Source organism: Pedobacter steynii (genome assembly GCF_900103665.1).
GTDB classification, from domain to species: Bacteria; Bacteroidota; Bacteroidia; order Sphingobacteriales; family Sphingobacteriaceae; genus Pedobacter; species Pedobacter steynii.
Genome location: NZ_FNGY01000002.1, coordinates 915,872 through 936,230 on the forward strand (window position 1 = coordinate 915,872; position 20,359 = coordinate 936,230).

At 40.4% G+C, this 20,359-nt stretch carries 18 protein-coding genes; 7 read left to right on the forward strand and 11 right to left on the reverse strand.

Features of this window, described 5'->3' with window-relative positions:
• Positions 1-13: 13 nt before the first annotated feature.
• From BLQ87_RS07880 to trpS, 9 genes are all read right to left on the reverse strand, one after another.
• Positions 14-2,857: a S9 family peptidase gene (locus BLQ87_RS07880; protein WP_245723813.1), complete on the reverse strand. Its 2,844-nt coding sequence runs from the start codon at positions 2,855-2,857 to the stop codon at positions 14-16.
• A gap of 132 nt (positions 2,858-2,989) precedes the next feature.
• Positions 2,990-4,792, reverse strand: a complete 1,803-nt coding sequence (gene yidC, locus BLQ87_RS07885) for a membrane protein insertase YidC (RefSeq protein WP_074605555.1) — start codon at positions 4,790-4,792, stop codon at positions 2,990-2,992.
• 20 nt (positions 4,793-4,812) lie between these two features.
• Positions 4,813-6,429, reverse strand: a complete 1,617-nt coding sequence (locus tag BLQ87_RS07890; protein ID WP_074605556.1) for a CTP synthase — start codon at positions 6,427-6,429, stop codon at positions 4,813-4,815.
• A 156-nt stretch (positions 6,430-6,585) separates the two neighbouring features.
• Positions 6,586-7,347, reverse strand: a complete 762-nt coding sequence (locus tag BLQ87_RS07895) for a GLPGLI family protein (RefSeq protein WP_074605557.1) — start codon at positions 7,345-7,347, stop codon at positions 6,586-6,588.
• A 2-nt stretch (positions 7,348-7,349) separates the two neighbouring features.
• Complete coding sequence (locus BLQ87_RS07900; protein WP_074605558.1) at positions 7,350-10,130, reverse strand: outer membrane beta-barrel protein; 2,781 nt, start codon at positions 10,128-10,130, stop codon at positions 7,350-7,352.
• Between the two features lie 338 nt (positions 10,131-10,468).
• Positions 10,469-11,014, reverse strand: coding sequence for a hypothetical protein (locus tag BLQ87_RS07905; protein ID WP_074605559.1), 546 nt, complete (start codon positions 11,012-11,014; stop codon positions 10,469-10,471).
• A complete protein-coding gene (kdsB, locus tag BLQ87_RS07910; RefSeq protein ID WP_074605560.1) occupies positions 11,011-11,742 on the reverse strand; it encodes a 3-deoxy-manno-octulosonate cytidylyltransferase in 732 nt (243 codons plus the stop codon). The genes BLQ87_RS07905 and kdsB overlap by 4 nt, the downstream gene beginning before the upstream one ends.
• Position 11,743: 1 nt before the next feature.
• A complete protein-coding gene (locus tag BLQ87_RS07915; RefSeq protein ID WP_074605561.1) occupies positions 11,744-12,358 on the reverse strand; it encodes a deoxynucleoside kinase in 615 nt (204 codons plus the stop codon).
• A 51-nt stretch (positions 12,359-12,409) separates the two neighbouring features.
• Positions 12,410-13,408 carry a tryptophan--tRNA ligase gene (gene trpS / locus BLQ87_RS07920; protein WP_074605562.1) on the reverse strand — a complete coding sequence of 333 codons (999 nt, stop codon included), beginning with the start codon at positions 13,406-13,408 and terminating at the stop codon, positions 12,410-12,412.
• A 140-nt stretch (positions 13,409-13,548) separates the two neighbouring features.
• Here trpS and BLQ87_RS07925 point away from each other — a divergent pair, with 140 nt between their 5' ends.
• The 6 genes from BLQ87_RS07925 (at position 13,549) to BLQ87_RS33465 (ending at position 16,618) form a co-directional block, all read left to right on the forward strand.
• On the forward strand, positions 13,549-14,283 hold the full coding sequence (locus BLQ87_RS07925; protein WP_074605563.1) for a lysophospholipid acyltransferase family protein: 735 nt from the start codon (positions 13,549-13,551) through the stop codon (positions 14,281-14,283).
• Positions 14,280-14,570 carry an Asp-tRNA(Asn)/Glu-tRNA(Gln) amidotransferase subunit GatC gene (gene gatC, locus BLQ87_RS07930; RefSeq protein ID WP_073234403.1) on the forward strand — a complete coding sequence of 97 codons (291 nt, stop codon included), beginning with the start codon at positions 14,280-14,282 and terminating at the stop codon, positions 14,568-14,570. The genes BLQ87_RS07925 and gatC overlap by 4 nt, the downstream gene beginning before the upstream one ends.
• A gap of 63 nt (positions 14,571-14,633) precedes the next feature.
• Entirely contained in the window at positions 14,634-15,392 is a 759-nt protein-coding gene (locus BLQ87_RS07935; protein WP_074605564.1) for an ABC transporter ATP-binding protein, read from the forward strand.
• Between the two features lie 9 nt (positions 15,393-15,401).
• Positions 15,402-15,950 carry a cob(I)yrinic acid a,c-diamide adenosyltransferase gene (locus BLQ87_RS07940; protein ID WP_074605565.1) on the forward strand — a complete coding sequence of 183 codons (549 nt, stop codon included), beginning with the start codon at positions 15,402-15,404 and terminating at the stop codon, positions 15,948-15,950.
• A gap of 85 nt (positions 15,951-16,035) precedes the next feature.
• Entirely contained in the window at positions 16,036-16,257 is a 222-nt protein-coding gene (locus BLQ87_RS07945) for a DUF2795 domain-containing protein (protein WP_008240955.1), read from the forward strand.
• A gap of 199 nt (positions 16,258-16,456) precedes the next feature.
• Complete coding sequence (locus tag BLQ87_RS33465; RefSeq protein ID WP_124577488.1) at positions 16,457-16,618, forward strand: lmo0937 family membrane protein; 162 nt, start codon at positions 16,457-16,459, stop codon at positions 16,616-16,618.
• Between the two features lie 39 nt (positions 16,619-16,657).
• Here BLQ87_RS33465 and BLQ87_RS07950 read toward each other — a convergent pair whose 3' ends face one another.
• A complete protein-coding gene (locus tag BLQ87_RS07950; RefSeq protein WP_074605566.1) occupies positions 16,658-17,332 on the reverse strand; it encodes a 2-C-methyl-D-erythritol 4-phosphate cytidylyltransferase in 675 nt (224 codons plus the stop codon).
• Between the two features lie 86 nt (positions 17,333-17,418).
• On the reverse strand, positions 17,419-18,468 hold the full coding sequence (queA, locus tag BLQ87_RS07955) for a tRNA preQ1(34) S-adenosylmethionine ribosyltransferase-isomerase QueA (protein WP_074605567.1): 1,050 nt from the start codon (positions 18,466-18,468) through the stop codon (positions 17,419-17,421).
• Between the two features lie 308 nt (positions 18,469-18,776).
• On the opposite strand from queA, the gene BLQ87_RS07960 reads away from it, so the two are divergent.
• Positions 18,777-20,018 (forward strand): ABC transporter permease, encoded by a 1,242-nt coding sequence (locus BLQ87_RS07960; protein ID WP_074605568.1) that lies wholly within the window; start codon positions 18,777-18,779, stop codon positions 20,016-20,018.
• The last annotated feature ends 341 nt before the right edge of the window (positions 20,019-20,359 follow it).

The following is a 20,359-nucleotide window of genomic DNA, read 5'->3' on the forward strand; positions in this document are numbered from 1 at the left end:
ACCTTTGAAATATTTATGGTTTGTCGTCTGTCAGTTCGAAACCCCAGGTTTTTCCTTTTTCAGTGGCAGGAATACCAGAGGTCATCCATGCAGGTGCTTTTGCCCCTTTAAGGTAATAATCAAAGAATTGTTGTTCTCTGATCTGGATGTCTTTTCTGTTTTGACGTTGTACCAGGTTGTGTGCTTCGTTGTTATAGTTTAACATCCAGACTGGTTTTCCTAAACGTCTTAATCCGTTAAACATTTCTATTCCCTGATACCATGGTACGGCACCATCAGCATCATTTGCCATGATCACTACCGGCGTATTTACCTTTGGCAGGGAGAATAAAGGAGAGTTTTCGATATACAAATCCGGTTTCTCCCATAAAGTCGCACCGATTCTGCTTTGTGTTTTTTCGTATTGGAACTGTCTGTTCATACCGCTTTCCCAACGCATTCCTCCATAAGCAGAAGTCATGTTGACTACCGGTGCACCAGACCATGCGGCAGCATACATATTGGTACGTGTGATCAGGTGGGCCACCTGGTAACCACCCCAGCTTTGTCCCTGGATGCCGATTTTGGTCCCATCAACCCATGTGTTTTTCTTTAAGGACTCAACACCTGAGTTGATGAACTCTTCTGCAGATTTCCCCGGGTAACCTTTTTCGTAGCTGATGTCCGGTGCAAAAACCAGGTAACCATTGCTCACAAAGAAAGGGATGTTTAAACGGGATGGAGTAGGAGCGGGAGCATTGTAGGCATACAATCCATCAGAAAGTTTTTCGTAGAAATAAACGATCATCGGATATTTTTTTGCAGGGTCAAAGTTCTCAGGTTTGTACAGGATGCCTTTGGATTTATATCCTTTAGGTGTTTCCCAGTTTACCAGTTCTGCAGTTCCCCAATTGTAGGTTTGTTGCTGAGGGTTGGTATTGCTCAGTTTGATTTCTGTTTTCAGGTCTTTGGAAACATATACGTCAGGAGAGGTACTGTAATTTCCTTTGTCGTAGAGGTATTCCTCTGCATCTTTAGCTTTTACAAGGTTGGAATATTTGAACTTGGCCATGACGATCAGCTCCGGATTTTTTGTATCGCCAACATTTGCTTTGTAGAAACCATTCTCTTTGGTATTGTTGTTTAATGCGTCCATGATGATCGTTTCTTTCTTTCCGAGGAAACGGCTTTCCGGATCTAATTTCTGGTAACGGAGGGTTAGGCTGTTTTGTCTGCCGAATCCGTTAGTCATGTTTTTAGGTGGATTTTTTCCTTCCGGAGAGCATTCCCAGATGTCATACCTGTCGTAGATCAGGACTGTTTTATCTTCTTCCGTCCAGGCGGCGATTCCATAAGCCGAAGGATCATCAGGAACATCATTTTCTTCATCTACCAGTTTTACCGTCATGGTACTGTTTAATTGGGTTACTTTCCCTGTAGCGATGGTATAGGTGTACCAGTTAGATTTTGCCTGATCAAAATAAATAATATATTTTCCGTTAGGAGAAGCCATTGCATCGCCACTCAGACCTTCAATGATTTTCTTTCTTGCGCCTGTTTTAACATCTACAAGATAGTAGTCTTTGATGGAGCTTGCAGTCCATTGTTGCTGAACCCTATTTCCAAAATCAGTAGCAGCCAATGCATAAGCTGAGTTTCCTTCATTGATTATAGATGCATCAGGCAATTTAAGGTCTGTCAAAGGAATGATTTTAGGATCACTGTTGAAGATCTCAATTGCAGTCAGGTAAGATTTTTTGGAGTCCCGTTCTGCATTTTTTAACTGCATCGGTTGCAGAAAATCGTCTTTATATCCCCATACGTCCAATTTGGCATTTTCAAAGTCAACCAGGGTGGTATCCTTTGCTTTTTTAACCGGAGCAATACCAAAAAATAGTTTGGTTCCGTCTTTACTGAAGTTTACTTTTCCATCACCACTAACTGCCCATTTTGCAGGCATTCCGGGAATCTCATTGTCTACGAGAATCTGTGCAGTATCCAGGGACAGTGAATTATAATATACGTTATAGGTTTTGATTTCCGTTTTCTCCGGACTTTGTTCTCCTACAAAAGCAAGGTATTCTCCATCTTCAGCAAAGGCAAAGTTTTTAAATGTTCCTTTTCCTTTGACCAAAGTTTTCAGTGTTCCTTTTTCAATATTCAATACGAAGACCCCAACAGGTGCGGTTTTATCTTTCTTCGCAGCGGTACAGGCAAAAACAAGCTGTTTTCCGTTTTTGCTGAAAGCATATTCGCTCACATATTTAAACGTACGTTCCTGTCCTGTAATCAGGTTTTTGAAGATCAGGTCTGTTCCTTCCTGTTTTGCGGCATTGGCAGGATCATCATCGGCATAGAAATCTTCACTGTCTTTTTTATCAGGGGTGGCAGAAGCCGCTGCTTTTTTTGTGGTATCTACTGGTTTTTCCAATTGATAAGCCAATAATCCTCCAGCCTTTTCCGGCATTTTAAAGGACTTTACACGCGCTACCTTTACAATGCCCAAGCTGGTTAAGTTGGCTATTCCCAGACTGTCTTTAGGCATGTCATCGGCCTTTTTCTTTTTGATCTTAGCCTGCCGGATGTCTTTTTGAAATGCTTTAATCGCAAAGACGGCATATTTCGAGTCCGAACTGAATTGTGCATTCGTAGCCCTATGTACTTTTATCTTTGAATTGTTGATCAAATTGCTCAGGTATAGATTCGCATCTCCTTCCTGTTGATTGATCCCATACATCGCCCATTGTCCATTATTGGAGAGTTGCTTTGCGCCAACGGCTTCCCAGGTATCATAGACCGTATGATCCAGCGGTTTTTTCTGGGCGAAAGTAACGCTGCCGTACAATAGAAAAATTAGAGTAAGTTTTTTGTGCATCATAAAAGGGTATTTTTGTTAAAAATTGTGATTTTTTAACACATATCCTCATTACAAACCAAATTTTTACAATTAAAAAAAGGCTTTAAACCACAAAAAGCACCCCGAAAGGTGCTTTTTGTCGTCTGTAAAAGACTATTTATTTTTTTTAGACTGGATCTGCGTTTGTTGTTGCTGACGCATGTAATCGTCTAATCTCGATTGAAATTTAGATTTCTTTTTCGTCTCCACAGGTTTTGTTTTGTTCTCCTGTAAAGTACGGTGGATCTTCTCATCATCAACCATATTTTTGATCAGGAATTGCTGTGCAAAGGTCAACATATTTGCCAGGAAGTAATAATAGTTCAATCCTGAAGGATAGCTGTTCAGTACACCTAAGAAAACGACTGGCATAATGTATCCAATGTATTTCATTTGTCCTGTAGCACCAGAGATCTGGTTATTGAAATAAGTGTAGATCAACGTAGAAATCGTCATCAAAACACACATCAGACTCAGGTGATCTCCGATGAATGGAATGGTGAATCCAAATTTGATGAAATCATCGTATGTGGAAAGATCTTTCATCCATAGGAAGCTTTCTCCCCTTAACTCAAATAAGTTCGGGAAAAAGAAGAAGAAGGCCATTACGAAAGGAAGCTGAAGGAGCATTGGTAAACAACCTCCCAAAGGATTTACGCCCACCTGCTTATATAGTTTCAGGTATTCCTGTTGTAACAGGGTAGGGTTATCGTCGCCAACTTTAGCTTTGATCACATCCATCTCCGGTTTAAGAATTCTCATCTTAGCCATCGAGATATAAGATTTGTAGGTCAATGGAGACATTGCTACTTTCAACAAGATGGTTAAGATCAGAATGATCAGACCATAGTTCCATCCAAAGCCTTCCAGGAATTTAAATACCGGCAATACGACAAATCTGTTGATGTATTTCAATGGCCAGTAACCCATGTCTACCTGTTTCTCAATTTCGTGACCCTGTGCTTTCAATACATCGAATTTATTCGTACCGAAGTAGAAGTCCATTGCATAATTTTGAGTAGCCAGTTGTCCGAAATGCATTTTCATGTCTGCCGAATAACGTTTGATCTCTCCTGGTTGTGTCAATACGGTAATACCTAATTTTCCACTTTCAAAAGCTACTTTAGGTAACAATACTGCAGAGAAAAACTGTTGTTTAAAGGAGAACCATTCGATTTTTCCTTTTTTCAACTCTTCAGTTTCATCTTTAGCAATGCTCAAATGATCGGGAGTTTCATTTACGTATTTATAGAAAGGAGCAGCATGCTCTTTTTCTTTTTTGCCTGATTTTTCCTGTTCCAGTAAAGTCGTCTCCCAGTTCAGGGCGATAGAATCTGTTTGAATCACCTGATTTAAACCGTTCAGGTTGATATTGAAGGCTACGTTATTGCTTTTAGGCTTCAGGTCATAAGTATACTCAATGTATTTATCACCCAGGTAATTGGCGCGCATGCTCACCAGGTTTCCTGTTTTTGTAGCGGCAAAATAAAGATCGTTGGTATTTACTTCTTTACCGCCGATATTCATTTTTAAACCAAATTTATTCTGATCTCCATCAAATAAGATGACCGGTTTTCCATCATAGGTTTTCTGGCCTTTTACCTCTACGGATAAAATTTTACCACCTTTATTGGTTAGCGTTAATTTAAGGTTTTCATTCTCCAGTACGGTAGTTTGAACGGTACCTGCAATGCTGCCACCAAAAGGACCTGATAATGTTGCTGAATCTACAGCAGGTTTCGCTGCTGCGATTGCAGGAGCAGTAGTTTTCGTAGCGGCTGCAACTTTCTTTAAAGAATCTGCTGCAATTCTTTCCTTTTCCTTATTGATTTCAGTCTGACTGGGACCAAAAAAGTAAAAAGAACCGGCCAAAACGATCATGATCAGGAACAGGCCTGTAAACGTATTTCTATCCATTATTGTTATTTAAACTCGTATTATTTTATTTTCTTCTTCGCAAATTCCATCGCGGCGGCGACAAATTTAACAAAAAGTGGGTGAGGATTAGCAACTGTTGATTTTAATTCTGGGTGAAATTGTCCGCCAACGAAGAAAGGATGGTTTTTCAACTCGACAATCTCCACTAAATGGCTGTCAGGATTCAGTCCGGAAGCGATCATTCCTGAAGCCTCATATTGAGCCAGGTAGTCATTATTAAATTCATAGCGATGTCTGTGACGCTCAGAGATGTGGGTTTTGCCATAAGCTGCATAAGCTTTAGTTCCCTTTTTAAGGTCACATGGATAAGATCCCAAACGCATCGTACCGCCTTTATTCGTTATCGCTTTCTGATCTTCCATCATATTGATCACAGGATTTGCTGTGTTTTCATCGATTTCAGTGGTATTGGCATCTTTTAAACCTAAAACATTTCTTCCATACTCGATCACCGCACATTGCATTCCTAAACAGATACCAAAGAAAGGAACATCATGTTCACGTACATATTTAATGGCATCAATTTTTCCTTCAATACCACGGCTTCCAAAACCAGGAGCAACCAATACACCATCTAAATGCATCAGACGTTCTTTTGCATTCTCAGGGTGGATGCTTTCAGAATGAATATATTCTACTTTTACTTTACATTCATTTTTAGCTCCTGCATGTACAAAAGATTCGATGATTGATTTATAGGCATCAGGAAGTTCTACATATTTACCTACCAGACCGATCTTCACTTCGGCAGTAGGATTTTTTAAACGGCCAAGGAAATCTTTCCAGCTTTCCATATCAGGCTCATTCTTTTGTGCAAGTTTCAATTTGCTCAATACTGTTTTATCCAGTTGCTCTTTCATCATGAGCAATGGAACATCATAAATGGTAGAAGCATCAATAGATTCTACTACGGCATTGATATTTACATTACAGAATAAAGCGATCTTCTTACGGATATCTGCATTGATGTGGTGTTCTGTACGACATACCAGGATATCCGGTTGAATACCGTATTCCAATAATGCTTTTACAGAGTGTTGTGTAGGTTTTGTTTTTAACTCACCGGCAGCGGCAAGGAAAGGGATCAGTGTTAAGTGGATCACAATTGCATTGTTTGCACCTTCTTCCCATTTAAACTGACGTACCGCTTCGATAAATGGTAAAGATTCGATATCACCAACAGTTCCGCCCAATTCAGTGATGACGATGTCATACTTACCGCTATCACCTAGAATGCGCATGTTGCGTTTGATCTCATCAGTGATGTGAGGGACTACCTGGACTGTTTTTCCAAGATATTCTCCCTGTCTCTCTTTATTGATCACATTTTGATAAATCCTTCCGGTAGTGATGTTGTTTGCCTGTGAAGTAGGGACGTTCAGGAAACGCTCATAATGACCAAGGTCAAGATCTGTTTCAGCACCGTCTTCAGTCACATAACATTCCCCATGTTCATACGGATTTAATGTTCCCGGATCGATGTTGATATAGGGATCAAATTTCTGAATGGCTACACTGTAACCTCTTGCTTGTAATAATTTGGCTAATGAAGCGGAGATGATGCCCTTACCTAATGAGGAAGTAACACCGCCCGTAACAAAAATATACTTAGTCATGCTTTGTGAGTTTCTGATATAAAAGCAGCTTTTATGCTACTTTTATTGTTTTTGTACGGGATACAAAGTTAGCAAATAAAACGGAAGCTGAAGGGCTAATTGTACAAATAAAATTGTACAGGGAAAAGAGGAGGTAAGCGCTTATCGCTGAAAATGTTACAGGACGAAACCATAGAGCCGCTTTTTCTGCTCTTCAGGTTTTTCTTTTTTTTGCTCATCATATCGGGTAAATATTTCCAGCAATTTCTTTAAATCTTTCTCTGTTTCTGTTTTTTTTCCTTTAGAGGGAGGGACAATGTCTGTGGAAGGGTTTGTAAATGCAGCAACTTTTGTGGCAAACCAGGTGGTATAATAACGGGGGATGGCAAGGCCTAAGATCATGCCAGGCAAACCGCTGAATCCTTCGGGACCACCCCTCAATAAGATCTCATCTGTATAAAAGGCGACAACATAAACGGTGTCGTTAATTCTGCCGATGGCTTTTCTGCATTCATAGCCCGCGATGTTCCGCACATCGTGCATAATCTTCCAGTCGACCTTGGGAATGGTGTCATTGAGGAGGTAATCATCTCCCATGATTCTTTTCTTTAATACCCTGTTCTGCTTTTGATAATCGGCATATAGTTCATTCTCCGGCTCTCCCGAAAAATCAAAAAACAGGTTGTTTGTCTGTTCCTCTTCCTGTTTTACGGATTTAAAGATTGATTTTGTCCGGCTAAAAGACAACTCCCAGTTTGTGACCTTGTATTTTTTTATTTTTTCTTTGGCCTCGTCAGGGATGTCCCATTCGGCCAGGCTCCGCTGCAGGTTAACCTTTTTCTCAAAGCTGATCTTGCCATAGGGAATAAACAGCTGCTGGGCCTTCAAACCTGTCCAGGCAGAAATTAAAACCAAGAAGGAGACCAGCCTTTTCATCATCTTTATTTATTAACAGGGATTTTCGTGAAATTACCACTTAAATTCCAGCTTACACCAAATAGTACATAACGCGGAATATAGCTAAATGTGTTTTCACTAATCACATTTCCTCCAACAAATCTGTTGTAGCCGATCTTTTGGTTCAGAATATCGGTCACCGTTAGTTTTAGTTCCAATGCATCGCTTTTCCCAACCTTGGTTGCCAGATAGCTGTTCCAGATCACTACATTCAGGTCCTGGCCGAAAGAAGAGTTTGCAGGTCTTAACGAGATGGAAACGGTACTGTTGAACTCTGTGCGGTAAGGTAGTTGGACGGTGCCCGAAAGCTCATGGTTATGGGTAATACTTTTTCCATCATTGATTCCACCAATAGATGATTTGCCATACATGATCGTAGCAGAAGGGGAGTAACTGAGGTCTATTTTTGAGGTGTAATAGTTGAACGAACCCTTCACATTATACTGGGTATTTGCGGTTTTGTTTTTCACCTCATTGATGATGGCCACGTTGTTAGATCTATAGAAACTCAGGTCCAGTCCCATCCTGAAATGAAGCTTGGAGAAGCCTTTTGAATAATACATATTGCCACTAAGGGAATTGTTCCCATCCAGATTGGTGAAGCTCGAAATCCTTTTGTTAAACTCATCCACATGCTCTGAATTTACAATTGCATTATTGGTAAAGCCGTAATTCAGATAACCGGAGATGTACTGATCAGAATTCATTAAGAAGCTGTTGTAAGAGACACCAAAGTTATTGGTGAAAGAAGGCCTTAACAGGGAGTTTCCGATCACCTGAAACAGTGGGTTGTTGATTTGTCTTACAGGTTGAATCTGTTCAATGCTAGGTTGTTGGGTAAAGCCATTGTAGTTTAGTGCGAGACTGGTATTGTTGCTGAGTTTGTAATAGAGATTGGTTCGGGGAGAAAGGTTCAGGTACTTACGCTGAAAATTACTGCCGCGGTCGAGATCTTTCAGTTCAAATGTCGTTATAGTCGCTTCCAATCCGCTGGAGATCGAAAAATTCTTTGCTTTATACTGAAAGATCATCTTCCCGATATTGGAGAAATTGATGAATTTAAAATTGTTACTAAGGGAGTCTATCTTTGTTTTGATTCCCGTTACATAGTCCGAAACCAATCTGTTGCTGCTGGAGGAGATGGTTTTAAAGGTATAGCCAGCTTCCAAAGACCATCTTTTGGTCAAGGTCTCGGCATAACTGACCCTGGTTCCGATAGAATTTTGTGTCCCTGAATTGTCTTTGATCAGGTTGATGTCTTCACTGCGGTTCCAGTTTCCGTCGGCGTCAAAATATTCGGTATGGTTTAGACTTCGTTCAAGCCCTTTATTATTTTGGTTTTCCGGTTGAATATCGATAGACAATACCCGACCTTTTTTTCGAAACTTTCTGGACCAGTTGATGTTTCCGTTAAAAGCATCAGCGGAGCCGCTGCCAATATTGGACTGCCTGTTCTGACTAATGATTTGCTCTGCGTCATTGCTACTTCCGTTAACGGTATTGGATTCTGTATAACTTCTGTTCTTTTTTAAGCCAAAGGAGATCTTCAGTGTAGATAAGGAATCTACATGATAGTTATACGTACCGCGGATATTCTCTCCGTTTACTTTGGAATGGTCTTCTGTCCTGCCCCTACTAAAAAAGCGTTTTCCATCCGGGAGGAGCTCCTGAGCGCTGGAAGTTTTGATATTCGTGTTCTTATTGTCAAAAACTTTGAAGTTTAACTTTAAGCCCATCTTATTGTTGTCAAATTTATCAGAGAAATGTGCTCCGAGGTTTAAATTACTAGGTAATCCACCTGCAGAAGAATAGTAATCGTCATCATCATCACCTCCGGAGGAATACATAATCGAACTGCCATCATCGCCAACTTCGATCTGATCGTATTCTTCGCCTTTCAGCTTTCGCATGGAATTGTTGATCTTTGATTCGTTATCAAGGGTAGAGTAGGTACCGAAAATAGCGGTCTTCAGCTTATTTTTAAAAATGCCCATCATACCGCCGTAATCCTGAAAGGCATCACTGCCGACATTCGCATCCAGCGTAGACAAGTATCCGTTCTTCGCATTTTCTTTGAGCTTGATATTGATGGTTTTGTTCTTTACCCCATCATCAATACCGGTTAATTCTGCGGTTTTACTCTTTCGGTCATATACCTGAACCTCTTCCACGGCATTGGCTTTCAGGTATTTTGTAGCGAGAAGGGGATCGTCTCCAAAAAATTCATCCCCATCTACCAGCACGGTTTTTACTTCCTTTCCCTGTGCTTTGATCATCCCGTTTTTATCGATGTCAAATCCGGGAAGTCTTTTTAAAAGCTCCTGTACATTGGCGTTGGTACGTACGGCAAAACTATCGGCCTGAAAGACGAGGGTATCGCCCCGCATGCGGACGGCATTTTTTGTTGCAGCAATCACCACCTCATTGAGCAGTTTTGATTTTAGCTCCATATTGATGTTACCCAGGTCCAGTACTGTATTTTCGGCTATTCTTAAATTGCGGATATAATCGGCCATTTTTGGATAGCTGACAAGTAATTTGTAGTCTCCTTTAGCAAGGTTACTCCATTCAAAACGTCCGTCTTTATCGGCACGTGTTGTTTTTACCAATATAGAATCGGTAGAACGGAGCAAGAGCACCGAGCTGTTTTCCAGCACCTTTTTCTCCAATGTATCGACAACTATCCCTTTAATACTTGCCTTTTGTGCTAAAACGGTAAAAGAAAATAAAGTGAAAAGTATATAAATGAAAATTTTTTTCAGCATAAATTACCGGGTAACTTCATTGAGAGTTCCTAAATCTAATAACTATTTTTTTGTAACTATTAATTTTTAGGAATATTGTTGTTTTTTGAGAGAAAAATTGAGGATAAAAAAAAATGCCCGAAAAACTCCGGGCAATTTTTAAATTATATTTGGTTAGAATATGCTGGTTTTGGTTGTTTATAATTTAGTTTTTTACAGTTTCATAATCTAAATATAATGTAAAATATATTTTAATCGCAATATAATTTTCAACTTTTTTCATAAAGCGAACGAAAATATGCTGTTTTGGCATCTGGAAGCCTTTTTGTGATCGATCCAGGGCTTGTATTTTATGAATGTTACTTGCAGCAACTATAGTAAGGAAGTACTTTATGTTCCTTTGCAGACCAGGCGATATACACCTTTTGTTCATTTGATGTCCTGTACTTAAAGCCGTTTAGACCTGAGCGTTTTAATTCAGCAAAGAACACTTTGTCGGGGGTATTGGCATCCGGGTTTTCATTCTCTGTCACTGCGGGCTCCAGGAAATTTTCATCCTCAAAGAACAACTTCAGTTCCTGCTGAATAAATTCCTTTTGTTTCGATTCCTTTTTCAGGTCAAGCGTAGATTCATAATTCCTGATCAGGTCTGTTGCCTTAAAGTCTTTCTGATAGATTTTAGCCCCATCGTGTGCCGTAATGTTAAAGCTCATGACCATGTCTTTTAACGATTCTCCTTTAAGGGCAACTTTAAACGTATCCAGTTTTACCGAATCGCTGAAAGGTTTCAACAAGGTCTGGCCTTCCGCTTTTCCGTTTTGTGTTCCCTCTGTTCCTGTGTTGCTCGTACAGGCACTAAGGAACCCCAGGGACAGTAACAGAAAGATGTAATAGTTATTTCTCATGAGCGAATGATTTTATTCAGATCTTCAGGGGTATCAATAGCAATGGTCTCTATGGTCGTTACCCTCGTTTGAATGGAATAACCATTTTCTACCCAGCGCAATTGCTCCAGGCTTTCTGCAATTTCCAGACTGGAGGGAGCGAGTTTTGTGATTTCCAGTAAAACAGGAACGGTATAGCCATAAATGCCGATATGTTTGTAAAACTGATGTGCCTTCAGCCAATTTTCTTTTTCCGCATTTCTAATGTACGGAATGGTTTGCCGGCTAAAATAAACGGCTTCTCTTTTGCTGTTTAGGATCACCTTCGGAAGGTTGTGGTTAAACAACTCTTCATGCGTATGGATTTCCTTAATTAAGGTAGCCAGCTGCACTTGTGGGTCGGTAAAGCAGGAAATTAGCAGGTCGATTTGTGCAGGGTCAATAAAGGGTTCATCGCCCTGAATGTTCACTACAACATCAAAGCCGGGAACCTGCCCAACCACCTCTGCACAGCGGTCAGTACCGCTTTGGTGCTGACTGCCCGTCATGATGAATTCCCCGCCAAAGTTTTTAACTTCTGCAGCAATGCGCTCATCATCGGTCGCCACTACCACTTTGTCTATTCCGGAAGCTTTAGCCGTCTGTTCATAGACGCGACGGATCATGCTTTTCCCCTGGATATCCACCAGTGGTTTCCCAGGGAAACGGGTTGAGGCATAGCGGGCAGGAATTACACCTAATACTTTCATCTTAGAATAAACCGTTTATTTCTGCGTCAATAGATTGGATAATGGTACCCAAATCTTCAGGATTATTCGTGAAATCAAGTTTATCCTTATCCAGAATCAATAACTTTCCAAGGCTATAATCTTTGATCCAGGCTTCGTATTTCTCATTTAACTTAGATAAATAATCGATGCGGATACTTGCTTCATACTCACGTCCCCGGCGTTGGATATTGTTAACCAATGTAGGTACAGAAGCGCGCAGGTACACTAACACATCGGGAGGTTTGATGAAGGAAGTAATATTCTCAAAGATCGCCCGGTAATTGTGGTGATCTCTGGTTGTCATCAAGCCCATCTCATGCAGGTTTTCTGCAAAGATATGGGCATCCTCGTAAATCGTCCTGTCCTGAATGACATTGCGTTTATTGCTTTCAATATCTACAATCTGCTGAAAACGGCTGTTTAAAAAGTAAATCTGAAGGTTAAAGCTCCATCTTTTCATGTCGCTATAAAAATCTTCCAGATAAGGATTGTCCTCTACCGCTTCATATAAAGCTTCCCAGCCATAATGTTTGGCCAATAACCCTGTTAATGTAGTTTTACCGGCACCAATATTTCCAACTATAGCTATGTGCATATATTTTTCTTTTAAGGTAGCTATTGTAGCTAAATGATTTATACTATAAGGTTAAAAGGATTTAAATCCGATCAGTTCCCTTGCTTCTTTAATTGTTTTTTGTGCGCTTTCCCGTGCTTTTAATGCACCATGTTTCGCTACCTGGCGCAGGTATGAAGTATCTTTCGAGATTTCTTCGATCTTTTCCCGGATAGGCGTATTAAATACGATCATATCTTCTGCCAGTTGCTTTTTGAAATCTCCGTAACGGATGGCGCGGGTATTGTAAAGCTCGTCAAAATGCTTCATGGTATCTGCCGGAGAAACGATTTTCATCAGGTCGAATAAGTTTTGAATGGCTTCCGGTTTTGGCTGATTGTCTTCTGTTGGGCCACCGTCAGTTACCGCACGGGACACTTTCTTACGGATGATTTCCGGACTATCGGCCAGATAGATGCAACTTCCATCACCTGAAGACTTACTCATCTTTCCTTTTCCATCCAAACCAGGAACTTTCACCAGGCTCTCATCAAAGTTAAATGCCTGTACTTCCGGGAACATTTCATGATTGTACAATCTGTTGAATCTGTTTCCAAACGTACGCGTCATTTCTAAATGTTGTTCCTGATCTTTTCCTACCGGAACTTTAACCGCTTTGTGGATCAGAATATCTGCAGCCATCAGCGTTGGGTAGGTTAACAGACCCGCATTAACGTTATCTGGCTGAGTTCTGACTTTATCTTTAAAGGAAGCACTGCGCTCCAGTTCGCCCATATAGGCATTCATGTTCAGGTATAAATATAATTCTGTAACCTCAGGTACGTCAGACTGGATATAAATCGTGGTTTCTTCCGGATCGATTCCGCAAGCCAGGTATTCTACTAAAACGTGTTTTACATAGCCATGAAGGTCACCAGGAGTCGGATGAGTGGTCAGAGAGTGAAGGTCGGCAATAAAAAAGAAGCAATTAAAATCATATTGCATCTTTACAAAGTTCTTTACTGCACCAAAATAATTTCCCAGGTGTAAATTTCCTGTAGGACGAATCCCGCTAACTACCGTTTCTTTCATAGGGACGAAATTAATAAAAAACAGGTATTAGGTCTGCCTATAATTTTATTTTTATGCTTTATAAATAGTGATTGCCCTGAATTTACATTTGGCTGAACGTTTTTACAAGCTTATATCGTAATTTTTGTAGTTTTGGCGCAATGATCCGCCTGCTTAAGCATACCCATCGCCTCTATTCGATCTCTGTTATTTTAATACTTTCGGCACTTTTCTATCCGTTTTATTACCTGGCTGCGCAATCACCGAAGGGGTATGGGACCTTAAATCAACTGCGAAAAGTCAAGAGCATCCTCAGCAGCTGGCTGACGGGGATATTCTTCCGGTTTACCTACGGGGAGCCTTTAGACAAAGATCAGACTTATATCTACTGTGCCAATCATGCTTCCAATCTGGACATCATGCTTTTTTGTATCCTTGCAAAGGGGAAATTTCATTTTATGGGGAAGGACGAGCTTCGCAGCAATCCGGTCCTGAAAATTTTCTTTAATACGATAGACATCTCCGTAAACCGGGAAAGTAAGATTTCAGCTTTCAGAGCTTTCAAGAAAGCAGGGGAGACGCTGGGGGAAGGTTGGAGCCTGATTATTTTTCCTGAAGGAAAAATTGATGGAACACATTACCCTCCGGTATTGCATCCTTTTAAAAATGGTCCTTTCCGACTGGCTATAGAAAAAAAGATCCCTGTTGTGGCGGTCAGTTTAACGGATGTCTGGAAAAAGATGTGGGATGATGGCAGGAAGTATGGTAGTACGCCGGGAATTTGTGATATTTACATCCATAAGCCTGTGGACACAACAGATTTAACAATAGCAGATGCTGATCTTTTAAAAGAACGCATTTTTGATTTAATAAACAGTAAACTGATTAGAGCATGACGATAGATAAGCAAACGATAGATAAAGTTGCAAACCTGGCGAGAATCGCAATCGAAGATAAAGAAGTCGATACATTGATGGCGGATATGAATAAGATCCTTACATTTATGGAGAAGCTCAATGAGCTGGATACAACCGGTGTGGCACCTCTGGTCTATATGAATGCAGAAGAGAATGTATGGCGGGAAGATCAGGTGAAGCAGGAGATTACGGTGGAAGAGGGACTGAAGAATGCCGCCAGACACAATGAAAACTTCTTTATGGTTCCAAAGATCATAGAAAAATAAAGACAGATGTAACATCCGGGGGTAGATGGCCGTCTAAAACGAAACAGGAATAAATAAAATTCAATGGAAAAAGCGTTAATCAACATCAAAGATATAGGTCGTAAATACGTGATAGGGTCGGAAGTTATCCATGCGCTAAAATCAGTTTCATTGGATATACATAAAGGGGAGTTCGTGGCATTAATGGGCCCTTCAGGTTCAGGAAAGTCTACATTGATGAATATTCTCGGTTGTCTGGATACCCCAAGTAAGGGCGACTATGTCCTGAATGGTATTAATGTAAGTCAGATGACGGATAATGAGCTTGCAGAAGTTCGTAATAAGGAAATCGGCTTTGTTTTCCAGACTTTTAACCTGTTACCCCGCTCTACTTCTTTAGATAATGTGGCACTTCCACTGATCTATGCCGGAGCAAATAAAAAGGAACGGGATGCCCGGGCGCAAAAAGCATTGGAAAATGTAGGTCTTGGCAACAGGGTGACACATAAACCAAATGAGCTTTCCGGCGGACAGCGCCAAAGGGTGGCGGTAGCAAGGGCATTGATCAACAATCCTTCTATCATTCTTGCGGATGAGCCTACCGGTAACCTGGATACAAAAACATCCATAGAAATTATGGGCTTGCTGGAAGAGATCCATAGCAAAGGAAATACAATTATTCTGGTAACCCACGAAGAAGACATTGCACAACATGCACACCGTATTGTACGGATGCGTGATGGGTTGATCGAGAAAGACTACCCGAACACTGACATCAAAACTGTATCGCCACGTCTGACTAAACTGGAGGCCAAAGGCGATGATTTTGAAAAAATAAGCTAAAATTCTTTCATGAAGATATATACCAAGACAGGCGATAAGGGATTGACCTCACTGATTGGAGGTACCCGGGTGCCGAAATACCATTTGCGCATAGAATGTTATGGAACGGTAGATGAGCTTAACTCTTATATCGGGCTGATCATGTGTCAGGATATTGATGCTCACCATCAAAAAATACTGAAAGAAATCCAGGACAGACTCTTCACTGTAGGCGCTTCGCTGGCTGCAGATCCTGAAAAATCAAGAATGAAAATTCCGGATTTACACGAAAGTGACATTAATTTGCTGGAGCAGGAGATGGATCATATGAATGAAGTGCTGCCGGAATTGAAACATTTTGTGTTGCCGGGTGGAACTACAGTCGTTTCTTTCTGCCATGTGGCACGTTGTATTTGTCGCCGTGCAGAGCGTTTAACCGTACATTTGGCCTCAGAAAGCTTTGTTGACGAAAAAATGACGATTTATTTAAACCGTTTAAGCGATTATTTATTTGTTTTGGCACGAAAACTGAATTTAGATGCAAAAACAGATGAAAACATCTGGATTCCGCGTCTATAAAAACGTTGAAAAAAAGTTTGTTTTGCTCATGTTTTTTAATATACTTTTGCGAAACGAATTAGAATAACTTAATAGTATAAGAAATATGTATTGGACATTAGAACTCGCATCGCATTTGGAAGACGCTCCATGGCCTGCAACAAAAGACGAATTAATTGATTATGGTATAAGATCAGGCGCACCTGTAGAGGTGATTGAAAATTTACAAGCTTTGGAAGATGATGGGGAACCATATGAAACCATCGAAGAAATTTGGCCTGATTATCCTACTAAAGACGACTTCTTCTTCAACGAAGACGAATATTAATCTTTAGTACTTCTTAGTAATGTTTTAGAGGCTCCGCATTCCGGGGCCTTTCTTTTTTATCATGGTTTTTGATGCACAAGTTTTGTGCAATTTTTTTTTAATGAACTTTTTGGAACGAACATTGTTTATGTAATGTCATGAGATTGTTTGACAATTCTCTTCAACTATCTAAAAAAACACATACTTAAAATTAAACGTTATGGGAAATTTACTTTATTTAGTAGCAGTAGTATTCGTAATACTATGGGTCATTGGTTTCTTTTTTGGGGGCTTCGGTCCGAATGTAGGAAACCTAATTCATATCCTTCTTGTGATTGCCATTATTGCAATCCTGTTGAAAGTGATCAACAGGGCCGCATAATTGAAGTGTATCGTATAAAATAAAAGGTTCCTGAGTAATTCAGGAACCTTTCTTATTTAAGATAGCGGCCATCTCCAGATCCTCAGGGTAGGTGATTTTGATGTTTTCCCTGGCCCCTTCAATAATGTGAATGGTAAAGCCGGAGTACTCGGCTACGGAAGCATCGTCCGTAAATTCGTTTCTGAAAGGCTGCTGGTAGGCCTTCCTTAATATTTCTATCGCAAAAGTCTGCGGTGTCTGAATGAGTAAAAGCTCGTTTCTGTTCAAAGCTTCAGTTTTTCCGTCGAATAATACCTTTCTAACCGAATCCGTAGGGGGGATGCCCGCTACTGCATTTCCATGTGCCTCTGCAGCTTCGAAAGACCTTGAAATTAAAGCAGAACTCACTAATGGCCGTACTGCGTCATGTACTGCGACGATGCCTTTGCCTTTAATGGCCTTCAGGCCGTTTTTAACGGAATGAAACCGCTGATCCCCGCCTTTGATGAGTTGGTGTGGAATTGTGAAGCTGTGGGCCTTGCAAAGCTCTTCCCAGTATTGGTGCTGATGAATGTTCAGCACAAGGAGTATTTCAGGATTTAAAGGACATGCCGCAAAGGCCTCCAGGGTGTGCATCAATATTGGTTTTCCATCCAATAGTAAAAACTGTTTGGCAATCTTATTCTGCATCCTGCTTCCGGATCCACCTGCGACGATAATTGCGTAATACTTCATTTGTATTTTTGTCTTTAAAACAAAAATAGGAGATCTAAACCTATAATGGCCTAAAATCTCCTATTTTCAATGTTTTTTTATATGAATTAGATGATCAACATCGCATCTCCATAACTGTAGAAACGATATTTTTCTTTCAATGCTACTTCATAAGCATTTCTCACGTAATCGTAACCGCCAAATGCACTTACCATCATCAATAACGTAGACTCAGGTGTGTGAAAGTTAGTGATCATTGAGTTCGCAATGCTGAAATCATATGGAGGGAAGATGAACTTACTGGTCCAGTCGTTTGCCGGTTTAAGCATTTTTCCTGAAGAAACCGCAGATTCAATCGCACGCATAGAGGTTGTACCTACCGCGCAGATTTTTCTTTTCTCTTCAATTGCTTTATTCACGATATCAGCGTCTTTCTGCTCAATAATGAATTGCTCAGAATCCATTTTGTGTTTCGTTAAATCCTCTACTTCCACAGATCTGAATGTGCCCAGCCCAACGTGTAATGTCACCTCAGCGAAATTAATACCTTTCAGTTCCAGACGTTTCATCAGCTCTCTGCTGAAGTGTAAACCTGCAGTAGGAGCAGCAACAGCACCTTCATGCTTTGCGAAAATTGTTTGATAACGTTCTTTATCCTGGGCAGTCGCTTTACGCTTGATGTATTTTGGAAGTGGAGTCTCTCCTAGAATTTCGATGTTCTTTCTGAACTCTTCGTCGGTACCGTCAAATAAGAAACGGATGGTACGTCCGCGGGAAGTGGTGTTGTCAACAACCTCAGCAACCAACAAATCGTCATCACCGAAATATAATTTATTTCCAACACGAATTTTACGTGCAGGATCTACTAAAACATCCCATAAACGCAATTCTTTATTTAATTCTCTTAATAAAAAGACCTCAATAGTTGCACCAGTCTTCTCCTTATTGCCGTATAAACGGGCAGGAAAAACTTTGGTATTGTTTAAGATCATGACATCCTGATCATCGAAATAGCTCAAAACATCCTTGAATATTTTATGTTCAATTTTGCCACTATCTTTATGCAAAACCATTAAACGGGCTTCGTCCCTATGTTCTGAAGGATTATTGGCAACTAATGATTCAGGGAGATTAAACTTAAATTGAGATAACTTCATATTTTTCGATGTGATAATTAAGGGCGCAAATTTAAGAAATATAATTTTCTTTTTCATTAGTATATATTGTTTTTTTAAGGTAATGAAGCGATCATCACCATTCTTGCAGTTTGTAAGTCGTATGTTGATGATGGTTTCATTAGTTTCTTAACGGCTATAAAGCTATCATCAGCATTCTCAGCTTTTTTAAGTTTGCTGATGATGGTTTCGCAAATAATAAACATGTAGCGTTTTCCGTAATTGTATTTTTTATATTATATACGGTTTTGCTGTAACCTTTTTAAGTACTTTTGGTCTAACCATCAATTATGATTATTTTCAGACTAATAGGCGAAAGTTTTCGGTTTGCATTAGATGCACTGCGCCAGAACAAAATGCGGACAATGCTCTCCCTATTGGGAATTACCATCGGGATCTTTACGATCATTTTCGTGTTCTCTGCCGTGGATACCCTCAGGAGTAAACTGCAGGCCAGTATCGATAAACTAGGTTCCAGTACCGTATTCGTGCAAAAATGGCCTTGGGGTGGTTTTGGTGATTACCCATGGTGGAAATACATGAACAGGCCCGAAGCTTCCCTTAGAGATTATGAAGGATTAAAAGATAGGCTGGAATATGTTGAAGGTGTATCTTACGAGATTTCGGCGAACGGCAGAACAATCAAATACAGAAGTAACTCCGTAGAAGGTGGTGGTATCAGAGCCGCCTCCCAGGATTTTAATAAAACATGGAACCTCGATTTTCAGGAAGGACGGTATTTTACCGATAATGAAGGTAAATCAGGAGCACCCGTAATTATTATTGGTGCCAGTATCGCCGAGGGACTCTTTAACGGAGAACCTGCAATCGGTAAATCGATTACCGTAATGGCCAGAAGACTGACGGTTGTTGGGGTATTCAAGAAAGAAGGAGAAGATATGATGGGCATGTCACAGGATAAAAATATCCTGATCCCACTTAACTTTGCCAAAGGCATAATGGATGTCGAAAGCGAACGCTACGACCCAACGATCACGGTAAGAGGAAAAGATTATATCGCTTTAGAAGAAGTAGAAAGCGAGATCAGAGGCGCCATGAGAGCCATAAGAAGAACCAAACCAGGTGCAGAAGATGATTTTGCCCTGAATAAAAGTACGATCGCCTCCAATCAGCTGGATCAGATGTTCAGTGTCGTAGATCTTGCAGGGTGGGTAATCGGTGGATTCTCTATTCTTGTTGGCGGATTCGGAATTGCAAATATCATGTTCGTATCCGTGAAAGAAAGAACCAATATTATTGGAATTCAGAAGTCATTGGGTGCGAAAAACTACTTTATACTGTTACAATTTCTGTTTGAAGCAATAGCACTCTGTTTACTCGGTGGAGCGTTGGGACTGCTACTCGTATATTTATTGACTTTAGCGTTAACAGCCGGTGGGTTTGAAATGATCCTGTTCTGGAAAAATGTGATGTTAGGAGTAACGATATCAGTGGTGATTGGCACGATCTCAGGATTTTGGCCAGCGTTTTCTGCTTCCCGTTTGGATCCAGTTGAAGCGATCCGCTCCTAACGAAATCCTGCTCCCTCTTCAATAAAAAAAAGAGCATATTCTTCAAAGGCTGAAATCTTTTGCACGCTGAAGGGCGGCAAAATTTTCTAGGCCTTTTCTGAACGCGCTCTTTTTTTTATTGAAGAAATATTGCACTGATTTGTTACTCACTCCACTAACGAGCCTCGACCCGTGTAAGCATATTTATTAAGGTTAAAGGGCTTATTTATAGGTCACTCTTTTCATTCCTGGTCAACTATTTGCATCGATTTTTAGCGGATATGCTCTTGCATCATGCGATGGGGCAATCATTATTTAAATAAAAATGTCCATTTGCTTTGAAGACATTCGAATATTTGCCC